Source organism: Limnohabitans sp. 103DPR2, assembly GCF_001412575.1.
Lineage (GTDB): Bacteria > Pseudomonadota > Gammaproteobacteria > Burkholderiales > Burkholderiaceae_C > Limnohabitans_A.
In genome coordinates, this window is sequence record NZ_CP011834.1 from 1,732,969 (window position 1) to 1,757,902 (window position 24,934).

Sequence of the window (24,934 nt, forward strand, 5' to 3'; positions counted from 1 at the left end):
GGCGTGTTTATTTGGAACTGGAATTTTTGATCACGATCTCATCAAAAGACTTGGTCCACTTGGCAAAGCTGTCCATGGTGACCACGGGGTCAATCACTTCAATTTTCATGTTGGTATAAGGGTTGGCAACTTTGGTGCTGGCGGGGTAGTAATGCAACGAGGCCAATAATTTTTGCGTCTCTGGCGACAGCATGTAGTCATAAAAAAGAAGCGCAGCGGCAGGATGCTGTGCTTTTTGGGCAATGGCCATGTTGAAGCCTTGCGCGACAACAGGGTCGAGTGCAAACCAATCGACCGGTTTGCCAGCACGCTTATCTTTCTCGGGCAAGTCGATGTAAACCGTTAAGGCCAATGGCACTTCACCCGCTATGACCAGGTTGTGCAGCAGCGATGCGCCTAAGCGTGCTGACATGCCGTTTTTGGTGACCAATTCTCGAAAATATTTGGTGCCTTTCTCTTCACCCATCACGGTGACCACTTTGCTGAACCACTCTTCGGCTTTGGACTCCACGCCCAACTTGCCTTTCCATTTGGGATCCAACAAGTCGTTGAAGGACTTTGGTAAATCTTCTTTTTTGATCAACTGGGTGTTGTAAGAGTGAACGGTGACGTTCATGAAGACGGTCGACCACTGTTTGTGCGAAACGGTGGCACTGGGGATCAGGTCCTTGACCAGTGGTGATGTGACGGGTTGGAGCAATTTCTCGCGATAGACGGCCTCCATCTCACTGGCGGGCATCATGATCACATCGACCTCGGGTTTTTTGCCTGCGGCTTCTCGGACCACGCGCTGTGTCACATTGTTACTGCCAGAGCGCCAAGCTTTCACTTTGATGCCATATTTGGCCTCAAAGGGTCCCAAGATCAGAGGCAAATCTTGAGGTCTGAATGCCGTGTAAAGCGTCAGGGTGCCTTCTTTGCTGGCGGCTTCCAAAATCTTTTCTGCACGATCGGGTTTGTCGTATTGCATCAAGCTGTTTGCAATGACAACGCTTGCTGCTGGACTGGCCGATTGGGACATGGCCGAGAATGACACGGCAGCGAATGCCGACAATGCAAGGGCCTTGAGAAAAAGGCTGCCGCTTTGCCAAGACTTGGCATTGCGATGCTTCAAGGTGTGGTGCTCGTTGAAATACTGTTGCATGGTGTAACTCCTTCAAACGATCAGTGAAACAAGTCAATGCATCCAGCGAGAGCCGGCCAGCATGAGCGCGGCGCCAAACAAGGCGGCAGGAAAAAGCCACCAAGCCGGTACCTTTGGGTTTTCTGCAGACGTCCCTTGTTGGAGGGAGGTCGTGGTGACAGGCTGTTTCGAAGGATTGGCAACCGTTGGCGCTGCTGAAGCACTTGCAGGTGCTTCAGTTGCAGAGGTCTTGTTGTCTTGGGGTGACAACTCGTTTTGAAATGCCTTGAAAAAGTCATCGGCCATTTTTTTGGCAACACTGTCAATCAGGCGTGAGCCCACTTGTGCCAACTTACCGCCAATTTGTGCTTTTGCTTCATACGACAATTCAGTCCCTTCAGGGACTTCCTTGAGCGTGACGGTAGATGTGCCTTTGCCAAATCCAACTGCACCACCTTGGCCTTCAAATTGCATGACACAAGATTCTGGCGGCGAGGCTTCGGCTATTTTCAAAGAACCTTGAAAGCGCGCCTTCAATGGGCCAATGGCCGTTTTGATGACCACACGAAACTCGTCTGGTGTGACGCGCTCGACGGACTCACAGCCCGGCAAGCTGGCCTTCAAAATGACGGGATCGTTCAATGCATCCCACACCCTTTGGCGTGGCGCTGCAATCAGTTGTTGGCCCAGTATTTCCATGGCGTGCTTTCTGTGTCAAAAAAATCAGTGGGCTTTTTTCTTCATGGCCGCGGAAGTGTTGACCATGGAATGCAAGCTGCGCGCATAGTCAATGGCACCTTGTTCGTCCATGCGGGGTGCCACACGCAAATACTCCTTCAAGCCCAAAATGGCAGGGCGAGGACGGCTGAGCAATAAGTCGCAGAATCGATTCAATTCTGCATCCAATTGCGCTTCGGGCACCACATTGCTGATGATGCCGTAAGACTGAGCTTGCGCCGCGCTGATGAAGTCAGCTGAATAGGCCATGTACAAAATGGCGTTGCGATTCATGCGGTCGTAGATGGCGGACATCACCATGGTGGGCATCACGTTGTGCGCAATTTCGGGGATGTTGAAGGTGGCCTTGTCGCTGGCAAATGAAACATCGCACAAAGCTGCAATGGCGGTTCCAAAGCCCATGCACTTGCCTTCAATGACGCCAATCACTGGCACCAAACAACTGCGCAATGCTTTGTAGCTGTTGAAAATCGAATCGTATTCGGGGCGACGTGAGTAAGCTTCTGGTGAAGGTGGGAAGTCTGCGTCACGAACTCGTCCGGTACAAAAGTCAGGACCTACGCTGCGAAGGACCACGCAATCGGATGTTTCATGTGCCTTCATGACGGCATCCGACAAGGCCGCGGCCATGCTGTCGGACACACCGTTGCCATCTGGGCGGTTAAAAGTGATGCGCAAAATGCGGCCATCTTGTTGAATTTGGATTTGATCGCTCATGCTTGACTCCATGCTGGGTTTTGAAAAAAGTGACGCATCATTGCGGCGTTGAATAAAACGGACTGATCGATGTTGGGAAGATGGCCTGCATCCGGTATGACTTCGAGCTTAGAACCCGCAATTCGCTGTTGCATGTCTTGCATGGCCTGCGGCAAAGGACCGTCCTTGGCGCCCACAATCAAGGTGGTGGGCACCTTGATGTGTGACACTTGATCTAAATAGTCGAGACCTTGAATGGCACGGGCGCAGCTGACAAAGCCTGAGGCTGTGGTGCTTGCAATGGTTTGACGGAAGGCTTTTCCAACCACTTCATTGGCTTCAATGAAGGGCACACCAAACCATCGTTCTGTGGTGGCGACGGCCAATGACTGGCAACCTTCTGTGATGGCGCTCGTGATTCGATCATTCCAAACATCGCCCATCGGGGAGGGCATGTCGGCTCTGCAATCACAGAGCACCATGCTCAGCAAGCGATCGGCATGTTGAATGCCCAGACCCACACCGCTCATGCCGCCCAGCGACAAGCCCATGTAGTGGGCCTTGGAAATATTCATCGCATCCATCACGGCCAGCGTATCGGCCACCAAGTCATCCATGGTGCACATCACTGACTGGCATTCGGATTGGCCATGGCCTCGTGTGTCGATGGCGATGACTCGCCAGCCCGTTGACGAGAGCAAATAGGCTTGCTCAAGCCACATCATGCTGGACGACAGGATGGAATGTGTCAGGATGACCGCTGGACCTGTTTCAGGACCTTGCGTGTGAACTGCAATTTTTCCTGCAGGTCCCGAAATAAATTGTGTTTGACTTTGATGTGTCATTTCAATCAACTGTCCTTTTAAGCTTGTGCAGATCGCGCAACATTCAGCGCGGTCCAAATGGCTTGCGGTGTCATGGGCAAGTGGTCGATCTTGGCGCCTTGTGTCGACAGGGCGTCGTTCACGGCGCTCGCAATGGCGGCTGGACTTCCCAAATAGCCGGCTTCACCAGAGCCTTTTTGGCCAAACTCGGTGAGCGGTGAGGGGGTGCAGTGGTCCACGATGGTGATGGCGGGCACCTCTGCAGAGGATGGCAACAGGTAGTCCATGAAGGTCCCCGACAACAACTGGCCTTCGGGGGAAAATGCAAACTTTTCCATCAGCGCCGCACCCAAGCCATGGGCAATGCCGCCATAGGTCATGCCATGCACCACGTCGGGACTGATCATCACGCCGCAATCGTGACCGCACACATATTTGCGAATGCTAACTTTGAAAGTTTCTGGATCGATGCTGGCCAACACCACATGCGATTCAAATGAATGGCAAGGGTACATTTGTACGCGACCATCTTCAGTCGGCAGCATGCCGCCAGTGGGAACTTCCCATACAAACTTTTCTTGCAGTCCTGGTTCCATGCCTTCGGGGAGCTTGTGAAAGTGACGGTGTGCAATTTCGACCAAGGCATCCCATGACATTTTTTGAGATGGGTTGTTTGTGGCTTGCACATGACCGTCTTCATAGACCAAGTCTTCAGCCGTAACACCCAAGTTGTGTGCGGCAATTGTCAAAAGTTTTTGTTTGATTTTTTTGGCAGCGCCAGCGGCCGCACCACCCAACATGATGGCCATGCGACTGCCTACTGGACTGTTGGAGGGCAGGGCGTTGAGCGAGTCAGCATGCAACACGCGAATGCCATCGGGCTCTTTTTGCAAGACTTCGCCCACCACAGTTGACACCATGGTTTCGTGGGCTTGACCCGAAGTAGATGTGCCCATCAACGCCGTGATGGCACCCGACAAATCGACACGCACCAAACACGAGTCCATCCAAGTGGTGGTTTGGTTTTTAGGATTGAACAAAGGCTCGAAAGAGGAGTTGCCGCCAGAAGGCTCCAAGCATGTGGAAATGCCAATGCCTGCCAATTGGCCTTGTGAGCGCAAGTGATCACGCTCTTTCAGCAAGTCTTCGAAAGCCGCTGTGTTCAAAGCTTTGGTCATGACCGTGTCGTAGTCACCCGAGTCGTAGTGGGTGCCACTAGGAATGAGGTAAGGAAACTCATCCTTGCCAATCAAATTAACACGGCGCAAAGCAATGCGGTCCATGTTGAGGAAACGCGCTACTTTGTCGATGCCCGTTTCTAGGGCGTAATTGGTCGGTGCTTGTCCAAACCCACGCACCGCCTCTTGTGGCGTTTTGTGGGTCATCACAGCCATGGCGTCATATTCCACGCTCAGGATTCGATAAGGGCCCACAATGGCGCCAACGGGTTTGCCCAATTGAAGGGGGGACCTGCCAGAATAAGCGCCAATGTCATCGACTGCGCGCATCTTCATGGATTTGATTTCGCCGTTCTTTTGAAAACCCAGCGTGACATCGAACACGCGATCAGGGCCCTGCATATCGCCACCGCGCATGTTTTCTAATCGGTCTTCAACCAGTCTGACTGGGCGTCCTAATTTTTTGGCCAAATAGCCAACCAAAACGGAATGCTTCAAGCCGCGTTTCACGCCATAACTGCCACCGACATCCACATCAAAGTGCACGCGAACGGCATTGCCTGGTAAGCGCAATGCCTTGGCCACTTGGTCAGGAAACTTCGGCATTTGAATGGACGCCCATACATCCAGAATGCCTGTTGAATCATTCCATTGGCAGGCAACAGCAAAGGTTTCAATGGGCACGGTGGCATTGCGCGCCCAGCTGACTTGGTAGCTCAGTTGATGGTCGCATTTGGCGAAATCTTCTTCAACGGGGCCCCAGACAAATTTTCTGTGAAAAATGACGTTGGTTCCATGTGCAGGGTGCACCAAAGTTGCGTTGGGTTTCAAGGCTTCTTGCGGATCCACAACACATGGCAATTGTTCGTAATCGACATTGACCAACTCGGCGGCATCTTCTGCCAAAGCTCTGCTGTCGGCCACAACAGCCGCAACCCATTCACCCGCGTAACGCGTCACGTCGAATGCCAAGGGGTAACGTGTCACTTGAGGGGCATCGACGCCAGGGAGCATGGCGTCGATGTGACGGCATAACTCTTCCCCTGTTAATACGGCATGAACGCCAGGCATGGCCAAGGTTTCAGATGCATCGATGTTTTTGATTTTGGCGCTTGCATAGGGGGAAGCCACCAAAGCAATGTGCAACATGCCGGGCAATTGAATGTCGGCAGCATACCGGCCTTTGCCCACGACAAAGCGTTTGTGCTCTACCGCTCTGCGGTGTTTGCCAATGAATCGAAAAGGTGCTTTGTTCATGGTCATTTCTTCTCAACTTGCGTGGCGTACATCACGGCATCCACGATCTGTTGGTAACCAGTGCAGCGGCAGATGTTGCTGCTGATGGCATCGCGCACTTGATCTTCAGTTGGGTGCGGAGTGTGGGCAACCAACGCGTGGCAAGCCATCAGCATGCCAGGGGTGCAGTAGCCGCATTGCAGGGCATGTTTCTCGCAAAAGGCATCTTGAATTTTGGTCATGACGCCACGCTCAGGTGCCAAGCCTTCAACGGTTGTGACACGCATGTCATCGGCTTGAACTGCAAACATGCAGCAAGAGCGAACGGGTTCGTCATTGAGCATTACGGTGCATGCGCCACAAACGCCATGCTCACAACCCACATGCGTGCCAGTGAGGCCCAGTTCATCGCGCAGGAAATCGACCAAGCTGGTTCGAGGTTCAACGTGTCGTTGTTGCATCACGCCGTTCACTTGAATTTGAATCGGCTTCTTGTCGATGCGTGTGTTGTTACTTGTAGGGGTGCTCATGGTCATCGATCTTTAAGCGACTTGCGCATTCACTGATTCCTGGTAGGCGCTCAGCAGGGCGCGTGTCAACAGGGCTTGCGCCAAATGTTTTCTGTATTCAGCCGATGCGTGCATGTCGCTACCGGGCTGGCTTTGCTGTGCAGCTGCATGTGCAATGTGCTGCGCAAGTTCTGGGGTCATGTTTTGACCCATCAGCGAGGCGGCCAATTCTGGGTAAACCAAAGGCGTACCATCGACACCACCCAGCCCAAAACTGATTTTTGAGATGGCGCCATCAGCTGTGGTTTGAATTTGGCAAGCCGCGGAGGCCATTGCAAAATCACCTTTTCGGATGGCCGTTTCTTCAAAGGCTGTGCCGATGCGACCTCCTTGCCACACGGGCCAAGTGATGTCGGTCAATGCTTCTGTTTCTCCTACTGCGGTGAACATGGGGCCTAAAAAGAAATCAGCTGCCTGAAGTGTTCGCACGCCGTCCGTTTGCGATTCGAGTTGCAATCGCACATCCAATACCAAAGCGGCCAATGCCAGTTCTGCGGAAGGATCGGCATGGACCAAACTGCCACCCACGGTGCCGCGGTTGCGAGTTTGCTCATGACCCACCCATTGAATGCCTTTTGCGATCAATGGCAAGTGGGAGTTCAGTTGGGGGTGAAACTCCAAATCACGTTGCCTCACGCCTGCGCCCAGTTTCACTTCGTGCGCTTGCAATTGGATGTCTTTCAGGCTGTCTAAGCGGTTGATGTCAATTAGGCAGGTGGGCCTGGCCAGTCGCATGGCCATCATGGGCACCAAGCTTTGGCCGCCCGCTATCAACTTGGCGTCTCCGCCGAACTGGTTCAATGTCTCTAAGGCGTGAGACAGTGAGTCAGCTCTCACGTAGTCAAAGGGTGCGGCTTTCATGCGCATGCACTCCTTTTCGACAACTTGCTTTTTCTCACGCAGGACTCCTTTGAATGTCTTGACAGTTTCAGCCCATTAAAAGGGCGATGCAAATCAGTTTATTTCACCGACTTCGAGGAAAACTCACATCCAAGCAAGAAATCTAAAGCTTATGTAAGATAGCGGTATGAGAAAACTTCCTCCTTTGAATGCGGTGCGGGCTTTTGAGGCGGCCGCACGCCATGTCAGCTTCACGAAAGCCGCCAAAGAACTTTTTGTCACACACGGTGCGGTCAGTAAACAAGTGGCCACACTGGAAACCTGGTTGGGCACCACGTTGTTCAATCGTGCGCAGTCTCAGCTCAGCCTGACCGATGCAGGGCGCACCTTTTTGGCGGCGGTCACGCCTGCATTGGACCGAATTGCCGTCACGTCCATGCAATTGCTGGAGCAAACCGAGCCAACTGCTTTGCGCATCAGTGCACCGCCCACTTTCACCATGCGTTGGCTCATTCCCCGTATTTCTGCGTTCCAAAGGCGCAGGGGTGGGGTGGAAGTGAAGCTCACCACATCAACTGCACCCGTTAATTTTGAGGACCGTGTTTACGACGTTGCCATTCGGGGCTCTCATCAGCCTTTGCCTGGCATGCTGTCGGTGCCCTTCATGACGGAAACCATTGTGCCGATTTGTCACCCAGACCTCATGGAACAAGACAGGTTGTCAGACCCGCAAAGTTTGAAAGATCACACCCTGATCAGTTACGACACCGAACCCATGGCTTGGGCCGAATGGTTGCCGATGGCGGGACAGGCCGATTTGCGCGTTTCACATACTTTGCAGTTTGAGCAGATGTACTTTGCATTGCAGGCCGCTGCAGAAGGTTTGGGCGTGGTGTTGGTGCCGCTCTTTTTGGTGGCTGACGACATCATTGCAGGTCGACTTTGTGCGCCCTTTGGTTTGTTAGGTGCTCGACAGCGTCGCTATTACGCCAATGCGCCCCTCAGCTCACAAGAAAGCCCTGTCATTGAAGGCTTCTGCGAATGGTTGCTGAAAGAGGGTCAAGACACTGAACAGTCAATTGATCAATTGGCAGAGACCATGGGATGGACCATCGCTGGCCATTCAGCTGTGTGAGTATTTCTCGGGTTTGGTCTGATGCATTTCAAAAACATTGCGTGCATCATTTAAGCTTCATTTTGAATTTGCAGTCATGAGTCAAACACAAACCGGTTACCCCGACCTCCACGATCATTTGGAAAGCCTGAAACAACGAGGCTTGTTGCAAGTCATTGATCGTCCCATCGACAAAGACTCAGAATTACACCCCCTGGTTCGTTGGCAATTTGTGGGTGGCATGGATGAAGCGGAACGCAAAGCTTTTCTCTTTACCAACATCGTCAACGCGCAGGGTCGCCGTTACGACATTCCCGTGGTGGTCGGTGCCTTGGCTGCCAACCGCGAAATTTACAGTGTGGGCATGGGGTCTTCAGTCGAAGACATTCAAGCGCGTTGGGACAAGGCCATCGCCAATCCCATTCCACCGCAAATGGTGGACAAAGCCGAGTGTCAGGAAGTGATCCATGAAGGCGATGATCTGCAAGGTGAGGGACATGGCCTTGACATGTTGCCCATTCCTATCTCAACCCCTGGTTTCGACAGTGCGCCCACTTTGACGGCGACCAATGTGATCACGGTCGATCCCGAAACAGGTGTTCAAAACATGGGCACCTACCGTTGCGCCTTGAAGGCGCCCGACCGCATGGTGGTTCGCATGGCCACTCGTGTTGGGGGTGCAGGGGGTTATTTGCATTACCAAGCTTGGAAAAAAGCGGGTCACAAAACCATGCCTTGTGCAGTGGTCTTGGGATGTCCGCCTTATGTGGCTTTTATGGGGCCGCAAAAATTGCCAATTGGCATGGATGAATTTGATGTGGCTGGCGGCTTGGCTGGCGTCCCCATTCAAATCACCAAGGGCCGCACCGTTGATTTGCGTGTTCCCGCTCAAGCTGAAATTGTGATCGAAGGCCAGATCGACTTGGACATGCTCGAGCCTGAGGCACCCTTTGGTGAATCACATGGCCACGTTGCGTTGGAAGAGTACAACCTTCCCATGAAAATCACGGCCATCACACATCGATTCAAGCCAGTCATTCCTTCTTACATCAGCCAAGTGGCGCCAAGCGAATCCAGCGTGATCAAGCGCGTGGCCTACGAGCCTTTGTTCTTGGCACATTTGCGAAGTTCTTTGGGCATTCGCGGCGTGAAGAAGGTGTCTTTGCATGAACCCCTCACGGGTTTGCTGCGCGTCACCATCGTGACCTTTGAGAAGACCACCCCCAAAACAGAAATTTGGCGCGCCTTGTATGGCGCTGCTTTTTTCAAAGGCGACTGCGGCAAGATTGTGATTGCGGTCAATGAAGACATCGATCCAGACAACGCGGATGCTTTGCTTTGGGCCATGGCTTACCGAATGAACCCCGTTGCTGACGTTCGTACTTTGGACCACCGTGGACAAGGTCATGGCCCTAAGCGCGAAAACGATGGCGAAGAAGATTCGACTTTGCTGATGGACGCCACCATGAAAGGCGACATGCCGCCTTTGGCTTTGCCGACTCAGCCCTACATGGAGCGATCCAAAGCCATTTGGGAAGAATTGGGCTTGCCCAAATTACGCCCGCAAGCGCCATGGTTTGGTTACTCTTTGGGCGATTGGTTGCCCCAGTGGGACGAAGCCGCAGAACGGGCAGCCACAGGCCGTTATTTAGAGAATGGCAAGATCAGCTTGAAACATCAGCGCAACGATGTCAAAGCTGAGTCCAAATTCAGACCTGACGAAGTTTGAATGTCACAGAACCCTGAAACACCATGACACAGACCACAAACTCCTCAACAAAAAGACGATTGATCGTCGGCATCAGTGGTGCTTCTGGCATTGTTTATGGTGTTCGCTTGCTGCAGGTTCTGCAGCATTCTGACGTTGAGACGCACCTGGTGATGAGTGACTCGGCTCGCATGACCTTGGCCACCGAGTTGGACATGAGTGTGAAAGAGGTTGAAGCCTTGGCCACAGAAGTCCACAGCGCCAAAAACATTGGTGCCACCATCTCGTCGGGTTCCTTCAAAACCATGGGCATGGTGGTCGCACCTTGCTCCATCAAGTCTTTGTCAGAAATTGCGTATGGCATGACGGGTGGTTTGTTGTCTCGTGCCGCGGATGTGGTTCTCAAGGAGCGTCGTCGCTTGGTCTTGTTGGTTCGCGAAACACCGCTTCATACAGGTCACATTCGCACCATGCTTCAAGCCTCTGAAAACGGGGCTATCTTGATGCCGCCTGTGCCAGCGCTGTACGCACGCCCCAACTCCATTGACGACATGGTCAATCACACCGTGGGCCGTTGCTTGGATTTGTTTGACATCGAAACCGCGCTGGTCAGCCGCTGGGCTGGCATGGGCCAAAACAAATAAAGAGTCACCATGCAAACCTTGTTCGTGTATTACAAATTGCCAGTCACAGAACACGATAAGTGGCGACCCCAAGTTGAAGCTTTCCAAAATGAACTGAGGCAAAAGTGGTCTGGCCTCAGTACATCGTTGATGCAAAGACCAGAAGCCACGCCAGAGGGCATTGAAACTTGGATGGAAATTTACAGCCACGAAAAAGGCGTCACGCAAGAAATCATGGACAGCATTGCAGCTTTGGCCATTGCGCATGGCTTACCGCCAAAAAGAATGGCTGAGTTTTTTATCCCATTGCGATAAAAATCTGTTAGAAAAGCAGCATGCAACAAGACATTTTGATCAATTGGTCCCCGCAGGAAACACGCGTTGCCGTGGTCGAATTAGGCGCTGTTCAAGAACTGCATGTCGAGCGGTCCCTCGAGCGTGGCTTGGTGGGCAATATTTACCTAGGCAAAGTGGCAAGGGTCTTGCCGGGCATGCAGTCGGCTTTCATCGACATTGGCCTTGAGCGTGCGGCCTTCCTTCATGTGGCCGATGTCTGGCAAAGGCAACCCGAGGGCGAGCCCCCTCAAGTTGCCAGAAGTTCGCAGCCTTTGGTGCCCATTGAAAAACAAGTGTTTGAGGGGCAGGCCTTGATGGTTCAAGTGGTCAAGGATCCCATTGGCACAAAAGGCGCACGGCTCTCCACCCAAATCAGTATTGCCGGGCGACATTTGGTTTTCTTGCCGCAAGATGATCACATTGGGGTCTCACAAAAAATCCCTACTGAACAACGGGATGCGCTTCGTCAGCGTTTGCAAAACTTGGTCGGCAATCAAGGCGGTGGCTTTATCCTCAGAACCAATGCTGAGGACTCCAGTGACGCAGAGCTTGCCGATGACATTGCTTATCTGCGAAAAACGTGGGCCCGCATCAAAGATGCTTCGACGCGGCTTCCTGTTCAGTCTTTGTTGCATCAAGATTTAACTTTGCTGCAACGGGTGTTGCGTGATTTGGTGTCTGAGTCAACGCAAACCATTCGCATTGATTCCAAAGAGCAGTTTGATGGCTTGCTGACATTTGCCAAAGAATTCATGCCTGCTGCTGCTGCGCGCCTTCAACTGTACAAGGGTGAGCGCCCCATCTTTGACTTGTACGCCATTGACGAAGAAGTCGCCAAAGCTTTGGGTCGAAGGGTGGATTTGAAATCGGGTGGTTATTTGATCATTGACCAAACCGAGGCATTGACCACGGTGGACGTCAACACGGGTGCTTATGTGGGCGCGCGCAATTTTGACGACACCATTTTCAAAACCAATTTAGAAGCTGCGCATGCCATTGCTCGCCAATTGCGTCTTCGAAATTTAGGTGGCATCATCATTGTTGACTTCATCGACATGGCCCGCGAAGAACATCAGAGCGCAGTGTTAGATGAGTTCAAAAAGCAATTGGCCAGAGACCGCGTTAAAACGATGGCAGGTGGTTTTTCACAGTTGGGTTTGCTGGAAATGACGCGCAAACGCACACGTGAATCTTTATCGCACATGCTGTGCGAGCCTTGCCCCAGTTGTGAAGGCAAGGGCAGTGTTAAAACAACGCGAACCGTTGTCTATGACATCCTGCGTGAAATTTTGCGTGAAGCCAGACAGTTCAATCCACGCGAGTTCAGGGTGGTGGCTTCGCCATCGGTGGTGGAAATGTTGCTGGACGAAGAAAGCCAACATTTGGCTGCGCTTTCTGACTTCATTGCAAAACCGATTTCATTGCAAAGTGAGTCGGTCATGGGACAAGAGCAATACGATATTGTCTTGCTCTAATGTGTCTCATTTGGCGATGACCCCATGTCGCCTTTGCGTTGCAGTCTTGAATAAGCACCGCCTGAATTAATCAAGTCGGCATGTCGCCCTTGTTCAACAATTTCACCTTGGGCCATGACCACCACGCGATCGGCATGCTCAATGGTCGACAAGCGGTGCGCAATGATCAAGGTCGTACGACCCTTCATCAGGTTGTGCAAGGCTTCTTGCACCAGTCGTTCTGATTCATTGTCGAGTGCAGAGGTGGCCTCATCCAAAATCAAAATGGGGGCGTCTTTGTAAAGCGCCCGTGCAATGGCCAAACGTTGTCTTTGACCGCCCGAAAGCTGCGTGGCATTGTGGCCTAGCACCGTGTCGATTCCGGATGGAAGTCGCTCAATGTGTTCGGACAGATTGGCCGCTTTCAAGCATGCCATGACCCGTTGCTTGTCGATCTCTTGGCCCAGTGCAATGTTGGCACCCACCGTGTCATTGAGCATCACCACATCTTGGCTCACCATGGCAAATTGGGATCGCAATGCCGTCAATGGCCAGCTTGCGATGTCGACGCCACTGAGCTTGATTTGCCCTTGGGATGGCAGCACAAACTTGGGCAGCAAATTCACCAAGGTGGTTTTGCCAGATCCCGATGGGCCGACAAATGCAATGGTTTCACCGGCATTTATTTTCAAGTTGAAATTGAGAAGCGCAGCAGGTGCGTCACCGGGATACTGTACGGTGACGTTTTCAAATTCAATGGGCTGCGACGCGGCATTGAAAGCCTTTTGCGTTGAAGCCTGCCCCGCGTTGGTCTCGTCGGCGGATTCGCTTTCAACTGCCACTTCTTCTAGAAGTTGCAAGCCTCGTTCAAGGGCAGCCAAACCTCTTGTGATGGGTGTGGCAATGTCGGCAAGTCGTTTGATGGGAGACACCAGCATCAGCATGGCCGTGATGAAGGCCACAAAACCGCCAACTGTGGCGCCTTGAAGGCCACTGCGACTTTGAATCAGTGCAATCACCAGCACGGAAGACAGGGCCACAGCAGCCATCAATTGCGTCAAAGGCGACATGGCGGCTGACGCAATGGTGGATTTCAGTGCCAAGCTTCTGAGGCGTTGGCTGAGAATTTGAAACCTGGATGTTTGTGAATTTTGAGCGCCATGAAGTCGAATGATGCGGTGCGCCAAGACGTTTTCTTCCACCACGTAGGCCAACTCATCGGTAGCGGCCTGACTGTCACGCGTGAGTCCGTAGAGTCGCTTGGACAGCTTCTTCATGATCCAGGCTGAGCCGGGGACCACCACAAACACAACAAAGGTCAGCTTCCAATTAAGGAACATCAAATAAGCAATCAAGGCAAGCAAGGTAAAGCCGTCGCGCGACAAACCCAGCAGTGCAGAAATCAATTGCGTAGCGCCGTTTTGCACCTCGTAGACCAGGGTGTTGGAGAGCGTGCTGGCAGATTGTTTGCCGAAAATAGACATTTCGGCTTGAATCAGTCGCTGAAACAAGGCTTCACGCAATGCTTGCATGCCATCGTTGGCGATTCGGGCCAAGGCATATTGCGACACAAAAAAAGCCAGCCCGCGAATGAGAAAGATGCCAATCACGGCAATGGGCACCCACCAGAGTGGCAGCGATTTTTCTGAAAATCCCTCGTCCAGTAGGGGTTTGAAAAGGGCGGGGATCAGGGGCTCAGTGCAGGCTGCCACGACGGTGGCAGTGATGGCCAAGAACCAAACGGCTCGTTGTTGGCCAAAAAAGGGCCATAGGCGAAGCATCCTTTTGAGGAATGAAATTTCCTTGGATGCGGTCTCTGTGGCAGCTTGTGTCATTATTTTGATTTTACTGCGTGTCACAATGCTAAATTAGCGGTGTTTTGGCAGACTTTACGTATGAAGAAGACCTCACTTTTGACCCATTTTTCTCATTCCAAGCGGCAGTTGGGCATTTTGAGCCTGGCCTTGTTGTGTTTTTCAACGGCGGCATTGGCGCAGTTCAAAGTTGAAGTGTCAGGCGTTGGGATGACACAAGTACCCATTGCCATTGCCACATTCAAAGGTGAAGATGCGGCACCGCAGAAAACCTCTGCCATCGTTTTGGCCGATTTGGAGAGAAGCGGCCAATTCAGAGCCATCCCCATGACTGGGGTCGCAATGGACGAATTAAGCCGTCCCGATTTTCCTCAGATGCGGCAAAAAAATGCGGATGCCTTGGTGTCCGGAAGCGCCACGCGATTGGCCGATGGACGTTATGAGGTTCGCGCCAAATTATGGGATGTGGTGGCGGGTCAAGACCGTGGGGATTACCGTGAAACGGTTGCTGCTGCTGATCTGAGACTGTCATCCCACCGCCTGGCCGATTGGGTCTATGAAAAACTGACCGGAGAGAAGGGTGTTTTCGCAACTCGAATTGCCTACATCACCAAAACCACGGGAAAGTACAGCCTTTGGATTGCCGACTCAGACGGTGAAAACGCACAGTCGGCTTTAACAAGCTCAGAGCCCATCATTTCGCCATCCTGGTCTCCTAAGGGCACGCAACTGGCTTATGTTTCTTTTGAGTCGCGCAAGCCGGTTATTTATGTTCACGAATTGGCCACGGGCAAGCGCAAGGTCATGGCCAATTTCAAGGGCTCCAACAGTGCCCCTGCTTGGTCGCCAGACAGTCGCACTCTGTTGGCCACACTGAGCCGAGATGGTGGTTCACAGTTGTACCAAATTGATGTGAGTTCAGGCGAGGCCAAACGGCTGACCCAAAATGCAGGCATCGACACCGAACCCACTTACACCCAGGATGGCTCCAAAATCTATTTTGTGTCCGACCGTGGTGGCAGCCCCCAGATTTACAGAATGTCAGCCACAGGCGGCTCGGTCGAAAGAGTGACATTTGGTGGAAGTTACAATATCTCACCCGCACTTAGCCCAGATGGGCGGTGGTTGACTTACATCAGCCGCGTTGGGGGGCAGTTCAAAGTTCAAGTGATGAACTTGAGCACCGGCCAGTCCAGCGCCATCACTGACACCACAGCAGATGAGCGCCCTAGCTTTGCACCCAACAGCAAGTTGATTGTTTTTGCCACCGTGTTTCAAGGACGTGAGGCGCTCATGACCAGCACACTGGACGGCAAGATCAAAGCCAAGTTGTCCGGACAAAGTGGTGACATTCGTGAGCCTGCCTGGGGTCCTTACCGATAATTTTCTTTTTGGAGTTTTTTCATGATCAAACGCAGTCTTTGGATTTTGGCGCTCACCGCCGTGTTGTCAGCTTGTTCTTCAGGCGTCAAATTAAGCGATGTACCCGTTGAAGACAAAAACGCCTCTAGTGCTGACGGTGCACAAAGCAGCGTCGCTGCTGTCGTGAGCGGCAAGGCTGGCACACAAGGAGTTGCACCCGCTGGCGTCAATGTGGTTTATTTTGATTACGACAGTTTTGCATTGAAGCCTGAAGCGCGTGCCGTCTTGGAGCGCAATGCTGCGCATTTGCAAGCCAACAAGCAATTCAAAGTGCAACTGGAAGGTCATACCGATGAGCGCGGTGGCCGTGAATACAACTTGGCATTGGGTCAAAAGCGTGCCGAAACAGTTCGCCGCGCTTTAACCTTGTTGGGTGTCAGTGACGCACAACTTGAAGCTGTGAGTTTTGGCAAAGAAAAACCAGCAGCCAGCGGCTCTGACGAGGCAGCGTTTGCCAAGAACCGCCGCGTTGAAATCAAATACTGATCTTGAGCTGAAGTCATGACCCTGAAACACTCGGTGTTCTATCGCGCCATTCAATTGGGTTTGGTAGGTCTCCTGGCGGGCTTCAGTTTCATTGCCCACGCGGCTTTGTTTGAAGACAATGAAGCGCGTCGCGCCATTTTGGATTTGCGCCAAAAGCTGGATGTCACGCAGCAAGGTTTGAAGTCCCAAACTGAAGACATTGCTGTGTTGCGCAGAGCATTGTTTGAACTTCAAAATCAAATTGAGGCATTGAAAGCAGAACAGTCTGCACTCCGAGGTGCCAACGAGCAATTGCTGCGTGAGTTAACTGAGATTCAGTTGAAACAAAAAGATGTGTTGCAGACTGTCGACACGCGACTCAGTAAGTTTGAACCCGTCAAAGTTGTGTTGGATGGCTTGGAGTTTCAGGCTGACCCGGCAGAAAAGAGAGAGTTTGAGGCGTCTTTGGCTGTGTTCAGAACAGGTGACTTTGCAGCGGCACAAAACAGTTTGTTGGCCTTTCTGCGCAAGTACCCCACCAGTGGTTACGCGTCATCGACTTTGTTTTGGCTAGGCAACGCGCAGTACGCAACCAAGGACTACAAAGAGTCCATTGTCAATTTTAGAAAACTGCTCAGCATCGCGCCGCAACACGCTCGCGCACCTGAGGCCATGCTGGCCATTTCCAATTGTTTGGTGGAACTGAAAGACATCAAAGCCGCCAAAAAAGCCATGGAAGATTTGGTCAAGCAGTACCCCACGTCTGAGGCTGCTCAAACAGCCAAAGACCGATTGGCACGTTTGCGTTAAAGCATGACCCAAGATCAACTTGCACAGTTGCAGTGGATGGTCTTGGGCGCAACGGGCCTCGTCTCGGTGTTCTTGGGTGCTTTGATGCACCGCACCCACTTTTGCACCATGGGCGCTGTGAGTGACGCGGTGGTCATGCAAAATTTTGACCGCTTGCGTCAGCTGGCATTGGCCTTGGTGGTTGCATTGTTGGGTTTTGGGTTTATGTCGTTGGCGGGGCTGATCTCGCCCCTCAAGTCGGTTTATGCAACGCCCGTCATTTATTGGTTTTCCTCACTCTTTGGTGGCCTGCTGTTTGGCTGGGGAATGGTGTTGTCCTCGGGTTGCGGCGCCAAGGCTTTGGTACGCTTGGGTGCAGGCAATTTAAAGTCTTTGCTTGTTTTGCTCACCATGGGTCTTTCAGCCTTGGTGGCAATGAAAGGCATGTTGGCCTATCCGCGCGTTCATTATTTAGAAGCACTGACTTGGGCGCCCACGCAGGGTGTTTTTGCAGGCCAGTGGTTCTCATCCATTTTTCAAGTTGAATTGGCCTCGGGCGTATTCATGGCTGCTGTGTTTGGAAGCGTCTTACTGTCCTTCTGGATTTTCAAAGATCGAAGCTTTTTGACGTCTTTCAATGTAGGGACTGGTTTGTCTGTCGGCTTGGTAATTTGTGCGGTATGGTTCATTTCAGGCGTATGGGGGCATGGCTTGGAACATCCCGATACCTTGGATGAATTCTTTTTGGCGACCACCAGTCGAAAAATGGAAGCCCTCAGCCTGACGGCACCCGTCGCAATGAACTTGGATGCACTCTTGTATTTCAGCGATGGCACCAAGCGTCTCACTTTGGGCATGGTGAGTGTGCTTGGCATTTGCATGGGTTCATTTTTCAGTGCGCGCTGGTCTGGCACATTCAGGGTGGAAGCCTTTGTCAACAAAGCTGATTTATTGAGGCACCTTGGTGGTGGGTGCTTGATGGGGGTAGGCGCGGTCCTGGCGATGGGATGCTCCATCGGTCAAGGCTTAAGCGGCATGTCCACCTTCAGTTTGGCAAGCCTGATTGCATGCTTGGGCATGTTGTTGGGTGCCTATGCGGCACTCTGGCGAGACATGCAGCAAGCGTGACGCGCAAGATTTCATGACGCAAGCCTCTCTCAATGACCGTCGCTTTGGCGGAATGACCCGACTTTATGGTGTTGGCGGCGCAGCCAGGGTTGCGCAATCACATGTCATGGTGGTGGGCATTGGCGGGGTTGGCTCCTGGGTTGCAGAATCCTTGGCCAGAAGTGGTGTAACCGAGTTGACCTTGGTGGACATGGACCACATTGCAGAGTCCAACATCAATCGGCAGATTCACGCACTTGAATCCAGCGTAGGCCAAGCCAAGGTCTTGGCCATGAAGGCACGCATTGCCCAAATCAACCCTGAATGTTGTGTTCATGTGGTGGACGATTTTGTTTCACCTGAGAATTGGATTGAAATTTTGCACCAAGTTCAATCCGATCCCTCTTGTCAATCACCCATCATGGCTGTTGTCGATGCATGTGACCAAGTGAAAGCCAAAGTGACCATGGCCGACTGGGCCATTCGACACAAGAAGTTTTTGGTAACTCTAGGGGCTGCAGGCGGCAAGCGAGAGGCTCATCGTGTAGAGCAGGGCGATCTATCGTTGGTCACGCACGATCCTTTGTTGGCCCAATTGCGCTACCGTCTGCGCAAAGAAAAAGGTGCGCCCAAGGATGGCAAAAAGATGGGGGTCCATTGTGTTTTCAGTCGAGAAAATGTGGCGCCACCTGATGCCTCATGCAACATCGAAGGCGATGGCAGCTTGAATTGTCATGGCTACGGATCCGTTGTCACGGTTACTGCTAGCTTTGGCATGGTGGCAGCATCATTGATATTGAATTTTCTTGCAACAGGGTTTGAAAAAACCAAAAAATGACGCTATAATTTAAGGCTTGAGTAGGGGGGTCGGTAGCTCAGTCGGTAGAGCAGCGGACTTTTAATCCGTTGGTCGCGAGTTCGAATCTCGCCCGACCCACCAATAACTCATGTCCATTTCAAAAACCCCGCAAGGCTTTCGCTTTGTGGGGTTTTTTCTTGGGTCAAGGTATTTTTGCACCTCGCAATGCACCTTGCAAGTGAGGGCTTTATGTGCTTTGTTCGAGTTTTTCAAGCTCTTCGGACCATGCCAACCACTGTGCCTCCAAGGCTTCCAACGAATTGTTGACCGTCTTCAATTGCTTGCCAGTTTCGGCAATGTCCGCTGGTGACAAGGCTTGCGTTAATTTCTCTTCCAGCGCAGTTTTTTCTGTCTGAAGTCGAATCAATTCAGCGTCCGCTTTTTCAATGGATTTTTTCAGAGGTTTGGTCAGTGCTGATCGCTGCTGACGCAGCAAGGCATCCTCTTTTTTTTGCTCTGCTGTTCTGTTTTGAAAAGGCGCAGTTGGTTTGACGGCCACTTCGATGGGCGCAACCGGTACCCACAAAGCTGCTGCATCATTGGCCTTGGCTTCTTCGCGCAGACGCTTAGACTCTTCAAGCAAGTAACGTTGGTAATCATCAAGATCACCGTCAAAGGGTTTGATTTCGCCTCGACCCACCAACCAGAACTCATCACACACAGCGCGTAGCAGGGCACGGTCGTGACTGACCAGCATCACCGTGCCTTCAAACTCATTGAGCGCCATGGACAGAGCTTCGCGCGTTGCCAAATCCAAGTGGTTGGTTGGTTCGTCCAGTAGGAGTAAGTTGGGACGCTGCCACACAATCATGGCCAAAACCAAACGCGCTTTTTCACCGCCGCTCATTGAGCCAACACTTTGCTTCACCATGTCGCCGGTGAAGTTGAACGTGCCCAAGAAATTACGCAAGTCTTGCTCACGTGAGGATTGACCCGGAATGCTGCCCAGCTCTTTGACCAAGCGGATCATGTGCTCTAGCGGATTGTCGGCTGGGTGCAAGACGTCTAATTCTTGCTGTGCAAAATAGCCGATGTTCAAACCTTTTCCTTCGGTCAATTCGCCTGACAGCGCCTTGATGCTTCGCGCAATGGTTTTGACCAAGGTTGACTTGCCCTGACCGTTGGCACCCAAAATGCCGATACGCTGTCCAGCGAGCACCGACTTGTTGACTTGTTTGACAATGACTTTGTCTTGGCCCTCTACCGAATAACCCAAGTTGGCATCTGAAATGGCCAGCATGGGGTTGGGCAAGTTTTGAGGTTCTTTGAATTCAAAGGTGAAATCTGCATCTGCCAAGACCGGCGCAATTTTCTCCATGCGCTCAAGCGCTTTGACGCGACTCTGTGCTTGCTTGGCTTTGCTGGCCTTGGCCTTGAAGCGGTCAATGAACTTTTGCAAATGTGCAATCTTGTCTTGTTGCTTGGCAAATGAGGCTTGCTGAAGTTCAAGTTGTTGAGACCGCAGTGTTTCAAAGGCACTGTAGTTACCACCGTATCGATTTAACTTAGCGTGTTCAATGTGCAGGGTGACATCGGTGACCGCATCTAAAAACTCTCTGTCGTGGCTGATCACAATCATGGTGCCTGTGTACCGCTTTAGCCATGCTTCTAGCCAAACCAAGGCATCTAAGTCTAAGTGGTTGGTGGGTTCATCCAGAATCAGCAAGTCAGAAGGGCACATCAAAGCGCGGGCCAATTGCAGACGCATGCGCCAGCCACCAGAGAAACTGTTGACGGCCTGGTTCAATTCGGCCGATCGAAAACCGAGACCTAAGATCAATGACTGTGCTCTGGGCACGGCATCGTGCTCTCCAGCATCTGCCAGGTCAACGTGCGCATGGGCCATGGCCATGCCATCCTCAGAAAGTTCGGCTGCATGCAGCGCAGCTCGCAATTCGGCCAATCGTGTGTCGCCACCCAGAACAAAATCCGTTGCGCTTTCATCTGTCTCTGGCATGTTTTGAGCAACTTGCGCCAATCGCCATTGCTTGGGCATGGAGAAGTCGCCACCGTCCTCGTGCAGGGTGCCGTTAAAGAGGGCAAATAGCGTGGACTTGCCTGCGCCATTGCGGCCGACCAAGCCTACTTTTTCACCAGGATTGATGGTGACCGAGGCAGCATCGAGCAACACTTTGGCGCTACGGCGCAGCGTGACATTTTTCAGTTGAATCATGGAGAAGTATGAGCGTCGGTTGCTCGCAAAGAGCGGCCGAGAAAGATCAATTCTGAATTAGGGTGTGATTTAAAAGAAGGGACTGGCAAGAAGCCTAAAGCTTGGTACAGGGCCAAACCCGTTGAATTGCTTTGCCATGTACTGAGAACCGCTTGATCATAGCCTTCGGCTTGGGCTTTTTCTAAAAGGTCTCGAATTAAGACCTTGGAGCCGCCTTGGCCCCGAAATGCTGGCTGAATGAAGAGTCGTTTGATTTCGCATGCACCTTGCATTTTTGTGGATGCGAGTGCGCCGCAGCCAATGACCTCTGCCTCCAGATCTGTATTGCTCTGAGCGATCAGCAGGAAGGCTGCGCCATGCGGCGGGCCATAACGTGCTGGTAGATCATCGAGGTCCTTCCAAATGCTGCTGAGGTGGGGTTGGTCCAAATCGGTCGCAGCATAGGTTCTCAAGAGCTTGTCGAATTGTTGCCAATCTTGCGTTGATTCAATGAGGCGTGTCGACAAATGAGAGGGGTCTAACTGCGCGCTCATGACAAAGGGGATACTTTTTCAATCGCTTCTTTGGTCAGCAGTAAGACTTGGTCTTCGCCGGCACTCGTCTCAAGCCAAACGGCTTCAAGTCTTGGAAATGCGGTTTCGAAGTGTTCTCTTTCATTGCCGATTTCAAGAACCAAGATGGCTTTGTCGTTCATGCGATGAGGCAAGTCTTGCAGCAACTGCCGAATAAAGTCCATGCCGTCAGAGCCACCAGCCAATGCCAACAGTGGCTCTGCTTTGTATTCGTCAGGCAAAGCCTGCATGCTGGCTTCGCAAACATAAGGCGGGTTGCAAATGATGCAATCGAATTTTTGCTGGAGCCCTTTGAGGCCATCGCTCTCGATGAGTTGAATGCGTTGAGTCAGTTGGTGTTTTTCGACATTGATTTTGGCCACTGCCAATGCCTCTGACGAAATGTCAGCGCCAGTGACTTGAATATCTGGATAAGCCATGGCACACAACACGGCCAAGCTGCCGTTGCCAGTGCAGAGGTCCAAAAAAGAATGCGAGTTTTCCGAAAGCCAACCATCAAACGCGCCATCGGCAATCAGCTCTGCAATGAAACTGCGCGGCACAATGCTGCGTTCATCCACATAAAAAGGAATGCCTTGAAGCCAAGCTTCTCGGGTGAGGTAGGCCGCTGGTTTGCGTGTTTGAATGCGTTGTTCAATGAGGGCTTGGCAAGCTGCAATATGCGCTTGTGAAATGTCTTGAACATGGAGGGAGGGGTTCAATGCGCCAACTTGCTGTTGTAGTTCTTGTGTATCGTCTGAAAAGTCCAGGTCTAAGGGCAATTGGAGTTGCCACAACACAAGCCAAGTGGCTTCATCTTGTGCATTCAAGGTGCCGTGACCATAAGCCACTTTGGCTTGTTCTAATTGCTGGGCACTGTTTTGGATGAGTTGTTTTAAATCCATGACGTGCGTGTTTTAAGGTGTCTTGCCATGTTGGCGTGCGCAAGCCTGATTCAAGTTCAGCAATACTTTTTTGTAAATGTTTTTCAGAGGCTCAATGTCAGCCAATGCCACGTGCTCGTCAATCTTGTGAATGGTGGCATTGGGGGGGCCTAATTCAATCACTTGAGGACAGGTTTGCGCAATGAACCGGCCATCACTGGTGCCGCCCGTTGTGGACAACTCTGTGTTCAAACCTGTCACCTCGAGAATGGCTTCTTGTACGGCTTTGACCAAGGTGCCTGGTGTGGTGAGAAATGGCAGCCCGCCCAATGTCCACTCAATCTCAAACTTCAACTGATGCTTGATCAAGACATCTGTGAGTCGTTGTTTCAAAGTGGCCTCTGTTGATTCGGTACAAAAGCGGAAATTGAAATCAATCACCATTTCGCCCGGGATGACATTGGTGGCACCAGTGCCGGCTTGTACGTTGCTGATTTGCCAGCTGGTGGGTGGAAAAAATTCGTTCCCTTCATCCCACACCATGCTGGCCAATTCAGCCAAAGCGGGTGCTGCACGGTGAACGGGATTGTCTGCCAACTGCGGGTAAGCAATGTGACCTTGAATGCCTTTGACGATCAGTTTGCCACTGAGAGATCCGCGGCGCCCGTTCTTGATCATGTCGCCAGATTGGTTGACCGAAGTGGGTTCACCCACAATGCAAAAGTCTGGCGTTTCATGGCGCTGCTGCAACATGTCGCAAATGCGCACAGTGCCATCCAGCGCTGGGCCTTCTTCATCACTGGTCAGGAGGAATGCAATGCCCAAAGCAGGTTCTGGGCATTCTTGGTAAAACTCTTGTGTGGCCACCACCATGGCAGCCAATGAGGTTTTCATGTCACTGGCGCCACGACCAAATAATTTGCCATCGCGGTGCGTAGGGGTGAAGGGGTCGCTGGTCCACTTTTGCAGTGGGCCAGTAGGCACCACATCGGTATGACCCGCAAAGGCCAATGTGTGACCCGACGAACCGGCTTTTTTGGCCCATAAGTTTCTGACGCGGAAATTCTCGGGACCCAAATCGATCACTTCGCATTTGAAACCCAGAGGCTCAAGGTGTGAATTGATCAATGGAATGCAGCCGCCGTCTTCTGGTGTGACGGAGGGCAGTGCAATCAATTGCTCTGCCAATCGCAAAGTGGCGCTCATGCTGTTCGCCCCGCGCGAATGAAGCGTGCGATGCGGTGGGCGGCTTCCAAGCACTCTTCGGTTTCAGCAACCAGGGCCATGCGAACACGTCCCTGTCCGGGATTCAGGCCGTTGGCAGTTCTGCCAATGTAGCTGCCGGGTAAAACAGTGACGTTTTCTGCTGCATAGAGTTCACGTGCAAAGTCAGTATCGCTGTTGTTCCAAGCAGATGGCACACCTGCCCATAAATAAAAACTGGCGTCGGGCAATTGAACGTCCATCACCTCAGCCAAGACCGGGGTGACTTGGGCAAACTTGGTGCGATACATGTTCCGGTTCTCCACCACATGGGCTTCATCATTCCAAGCAGCCACACTGGCAGCTTGAACCACGCCACTCATGGCGCAGCCGTGGTAAGTGCGGTAAAGCAAAAAGTCTTTGATGATGGCTGCGTCACCTGCCACAAATCCACTTCGCAGGCCAGGCACATTGCTGCGCTTGGACAGGCTGGTGAATGAAATCAGACGTTTGAACTCTTTGTAACCCAACTGGCTGGCAGCTTCCAAGCCACCCAATGGCGGCTCATCACGGAAATAGATTTCGCTGTAGCACTCGTCGGAGGCAATGACGAAGCCATATTTTTCGCTCAACTCGAACAGTTTTTTCCACTCTGCCAGCGGCATGACCTTGCCTGTGGGGTTGCCCGGGGAGCAAACAAAGACCAGCTGGGTTTGGGCCCAAATGGCATCGGGCACGGCGTCCCAATTGGCTGAAAAGTCGGTTTCTGGCGCATTGGCCACGTAAAACGGTTCAGCACCACCTAAAAGCGTCGCGCCTTCGTAGATTTGGTAGAAGGGGTTGGGGCTGATCACCTTCGCGCCCGGCTTGGTGGGGTCTAGCACGGCTTGCGCCAACGCAAACAAGGCTTCTCGCGAGCCATTGACCGGCAAAATTTGAGTGGCTGGGTTGACTTCAATGGCATAACGACGCTTGAGCCATTGGGCACAGGCTTCACGCATGCGCAACTCACCCAAGGTGGCGGGATAGCCAGACAGGGCGGTATCAAGGGACTGAATCAGGGCTGTTTTGATGAATTCGGGCGTTGCATGTTTGGGCTCACCAATGCCCAAACTGATGGGGCTGCGGTTGGTTGGGGGGGTGACACCGGCAAACAACTGACGGAGGCGCTCGAAGGGGTAGGGCTGAAGGGTGGCCAATAATGGATTCATTCCTCAATTATCCGGGA

Annotated in this window: 23 protein-coding genes and 1 tRNA gene; 11 read left to right on the top strand and 13 right to left on the bottom strand. The window is 52.2% G+C overall.

Annotated features, from left to right (window positions below):
• Positions 1-7: 7 nt before the first annotated feature.
• The 7 genes from L103DPR2_RS08485 to L103DPR2_RS08515 are packed head-to-tail and all read right to left on the bottom strand — an operon-like array spanning position 8 to position 7,225.
• On the bottom strand, positions 8-1,144 hold the full coding sequence (locus tag L103DPR2_RS08485; RefSeq protein ID WP_055360693.1) for an ABC transporter substrate-binding protein: 1,137 nt from the start codon (positions 1,142-1,144) through the stop codon (positions 8-10).
• 33 nt (positions 1,145-1,177) lie between these two features.
• Positions 1,178-1,822 (bottom strand): SRPBCC family protein, encoded by a 645-nt coding sequence (locus tag L103DPR2_RS08490; RefSeq protein WP_082466767.1) that lies wholly within the window; start codon positions 1,820-1,822, stop codon positions 1,178-1,180.
• A 24-nt stretch (positions 1,823-1,846) separates the two neighbouring features.
• Positions 1,847-2,578, bottom strand: a complete 732-nt coding sequence (locus L103DPR2_RS08495) for an enoyl-CoA hydratase/isomerase family protein (RefSeq protein WP_055360694.1) — start codon at positions 2,576-2,578, stop codon at positions 1,847-1,849.
• Positions 2,575-3,402, bottom strand: coding sequence for an alpha/beta fold hydrolase (locus L103DPR2_RS08500; RefSeq protein ID WP_055360695.1), 828 nt, complete (start codon positions 3,400-3,402; stop codon positions 2,575-2,577). Before L103DPR2_RS08500 ends, L103DPR2_RS08495 begins: the two co-directional genes overlap by 4 nt.
• Positions 3,403-3,419: 17 nt before the next feature.
• Complete coding sequence (locus L103DPR2_RS08505; protein WP_197274856.1) at positions 3,420-5,816, bottom strand: xanthine dehydrogenase family protein molybdopterin-binding subunit; 2,397 nt, start codon at positions 5,814-5,816, stop codon at positions 3,420-3,422.
• Between the two features lie 2 nt (positions 5,817-5,818).
• The gene (locus L103DPR2_RS08510; RefSeq protein WP_269465063.1) at positions 5,819-6,325 is read right to left on the bottom strand and encodes a (2Fe-2S)-binding protein; all 507 of its coding nucleotides are present in this window, start codon (positions 6,323-6,325) and stop codon (positions 5,819-5,821) included.
• A 12-nt stretch (positions 6,326-6,337) separates the two neighbouring features.
• Positions 6,338-7,225 (bottom strand): FAD binding domain-containing protein, encoded by an 888-nt coding sequence (locus tag L103DPR2_RS08515; RefSeq protein WP_197274857.1) that lies wholly within the window; start codon positions 7,223-7,225, stop codon positions 6,338-6,340.
• 166 nt (positions 7,226-7,391) lie between these two features.
• Here L103DPR2_RS08515 and gcvA point away from each other — a divergent pair, with 166 nt between their 5' ends.
• The 5 genes from gcvA to rng all read left to right on the top strand — a co-directional run bounded on the left by gcvA (position 7,392) and on the right by rng (position 12,460).
• The gene (gcvA, locus tag L103DPR2_RS08520; RefSeq protein WP_082466769.1) at positions 7,392-8,339 is read left to right on the top strand and encodes a transcriptional regulator GcvA; all 948 of its coding nucleotides are present in this window, start codon (positions 7,392-7,394) and stop codon (positions 8,337-8,339) included.
• A 76-nt stretch (positions 8,340-8,415) separates the two neighbouring features.
• Complete coding sequence (locus tag L103DPR2_RS08525; RefSeq protein WP_055360699.1) at positions 8,416-10,047, top strand: UbiD family decarboxylase; 1,632 nt, start codon at positions 8,416-8,418, stop codon at positions 10,045-10,047.
• A 23-nt stretch (positions 10,048-10,070) separates the two neighbouring features.
• Entirely contained in the window at positions 10,071-10,670 is a 600-nt protein-coding gene (locus tag L103DPR2_RS08530; RefSeq protein WP_055360700.1) for a UbiX family flavin prenyltransferase, read from the top strand.
• Positions 10,671-10,679: 9 nt separating this feature from the next.
• Positions 10,680-10,964, top strand: a complete 285-nt coding sequence (locus tag L103DPR2_RS08535; protein ID WP_055360701.1) for a DUF4936 family protein — start codon at positions 10,680-10,682, stop codon at positions 10,962-10,964.
• 20 nt (positions 10,965-10,984) lie between these two features.
• On the top strand, positions 10,985-12,460 hold the full coding sequence (gene rng / locus L103DPR2_RS08540) for a ribonuclease G (protein WP_055360702.1): 1,476 nt from the start codon (positions 10,985-10,987) through the stop codon (positions 12,458-12,460).
• Here rng and msbA read toward each other — a convergent pair.
• On the bottom strand, positions 12,457-14,274 hold the full coding sequence (gene msbA, locus L103DPR2_RS08545; RefSeq protein ID WP_055360703.1) for a lipid A export permease/ATP-binding protein MsbA: 1,818 nt from the start codon (positions 14,272-14,274) through the stop codon (positions 12,457-12,459). The genes rng and msbA overlap by 4 nt on opposite strands.
• A gap of 60 nt (positions 14,275-14,334) precedes the next feature.
• On the opposite strand from msbA, the gene tolB reads away from it, so the two are divergent.
• The 6 genes from tolB to L103DPR2_RS08575 all read left to right on the top strand — a co-directional run bounded on the left by tolB (position 14,335) and on the right by L103DPR2_RS08575 (position 18,976).
• Complete coding sequence (gene tolB / locus L103DPR2_RS08550; RefSeq protein ID WP_055360704.1) at positions 14,335-15,636, top strand: Tol-Pal system beta propeller repeat protein TolB; 1,302 nt, start codon at positions 14,335-14,337, stop codon at positions 15,634-15,636.
• Between the two features lie 21 nt (positions 15,637-15,657).
• The gene (gene pal / locus L103DPR2_RS08555; RefSeq protein ID WP_055360705.1) at positions 15,658-16,161 is read left to right on the top strand and encodes a peptidoglycan-associated lipoprotein Pal; all 504 of its coding nucleotides are present in this window, start codon (positions 15,658-15,660) and stop codon (positions 16,159-16,161) included.
• Positions 16,162-16,176: 15 nt separating this feature from the next.
• Positions 16,177-16,950, top strand: a complete 774-nt coding sequence (gene ybgF / locus L103DPR2_RS08560) for a tol-pal system protein YbgF (RefSeq protein ID WP_055360706.1) — start codon at positions 16,177-16,179, stop codon at positions 16,948-16,950.
• 3 nt (positions 16,951-16,953) lie between these two features.
• The gene (locus L103DPR2_RS08565) at positions 16,954-18,057 is read left to right on the top strand and encodes a YeeE/YedE family protein (RefSeq protein WP_055360707.1); all 1,104 of its coding nucleotides are present in this window, start codon (positions 16,954-16,956) and stop codon (positions 18,055-18,057) included.
• Positions 18,058-18,070: 13 nt separating this feature from the next.
• Positions 18,071-18,874 (top strand): tRNA threonylcarbamoyladenosine dehydratase, encoded by an 804-nt coding sequence (locus tag L103DPR2_RS08570; protein WP_082466878.1) that lies wholly within the window; start codon positions 18,071-18,073, stop codon positions 18,872-18,874.
• A gap of 26 nt (positions 18,875-18,900) precedes the next feature.
• Positions 18,901-18,976, top strand: a tRNA-Lys gene (locus L103DPR2_RS08575).
• Between the two features lie 106 nt (positions 18,977-19,082).
• Here the strand turns inward: L103DPR2_RS08575 and L103DPR2_RS08580 are convergent.
• Genes L103DPR2_RS08580 through dapC form a run of 5 tightly spaced genes read right to left on the bottom strand, consistent with a single transcriptional unit; the run spans position 19,083 to position 24,917 of the window.
• Positions 19,083-21,068, bottom strand: coding sequence for an ABC-F family ATP-binding cassette domain-containing protein (locus L103DPR2_RS08580; RefSeq protein ID WP_055360709.1), 1,986 nt, complete (start codon positions 21,066-21,068; stop codon positions 19,083-19,085).
• Complete coding sequence (locus L103DPR2_RS08585) at positions 21,065-21,601, bottom strand: GNAT family N-acetyltransferase (RefSeq protein WP_055360710.1); 537 nt, start codon at positions 21,599-21,601, stop codon at positions 21,065-21,067. The genes L103DPR2_RS08580 and L103DPR2_RS08585 overlap by 4 nt, the downstream gene beginning before the upstream one ends.
• A complete protein-coding gene (gene prmB, locus L103DPR2_RS08590; RefSeq protein WP_055360711.1) occupies positions 21,598-22,524 on the bottom strand; it encodes a 50S ribosomal protein L3 N(5)-glutamine methyltransferase in 927 nt (308 codons plus the stop codon). The genes L103DPR2_RS08585 and prmB overlap by 4 nt, the downstream gene beginning before the upstream one ends.
• A gap of 12 nt (positions 22,525-22,536) precedes the next feature.
• Positions 22,537-23,709: a succinyl-diaminopimelate desuccinylase gene (gene dapE / locus L103DPR2_RS08595; RefSeq protein WP_055360712.1), complete on the bottom strand. Its 1,173-nt coding sequence runs from the start codon at positions 23,707-23,709 to the stop codon at positions 22,537-22,539.
• Entirely contained in the window at positions 23,706-24,917 is a 1,212-nt protein-coding gene (gene dapC / locus L103DPR2_RS08600; protein ID WP_055360713.1) for a succinyldiaminopimelate transaminase, read from the bottom strand. The genes dapE and dapC overlap by 4 nt, the downstream gene beginning before the upstream one ends.
• Positions 24,918-24,934: the final 17 nt, after the last annotated feature.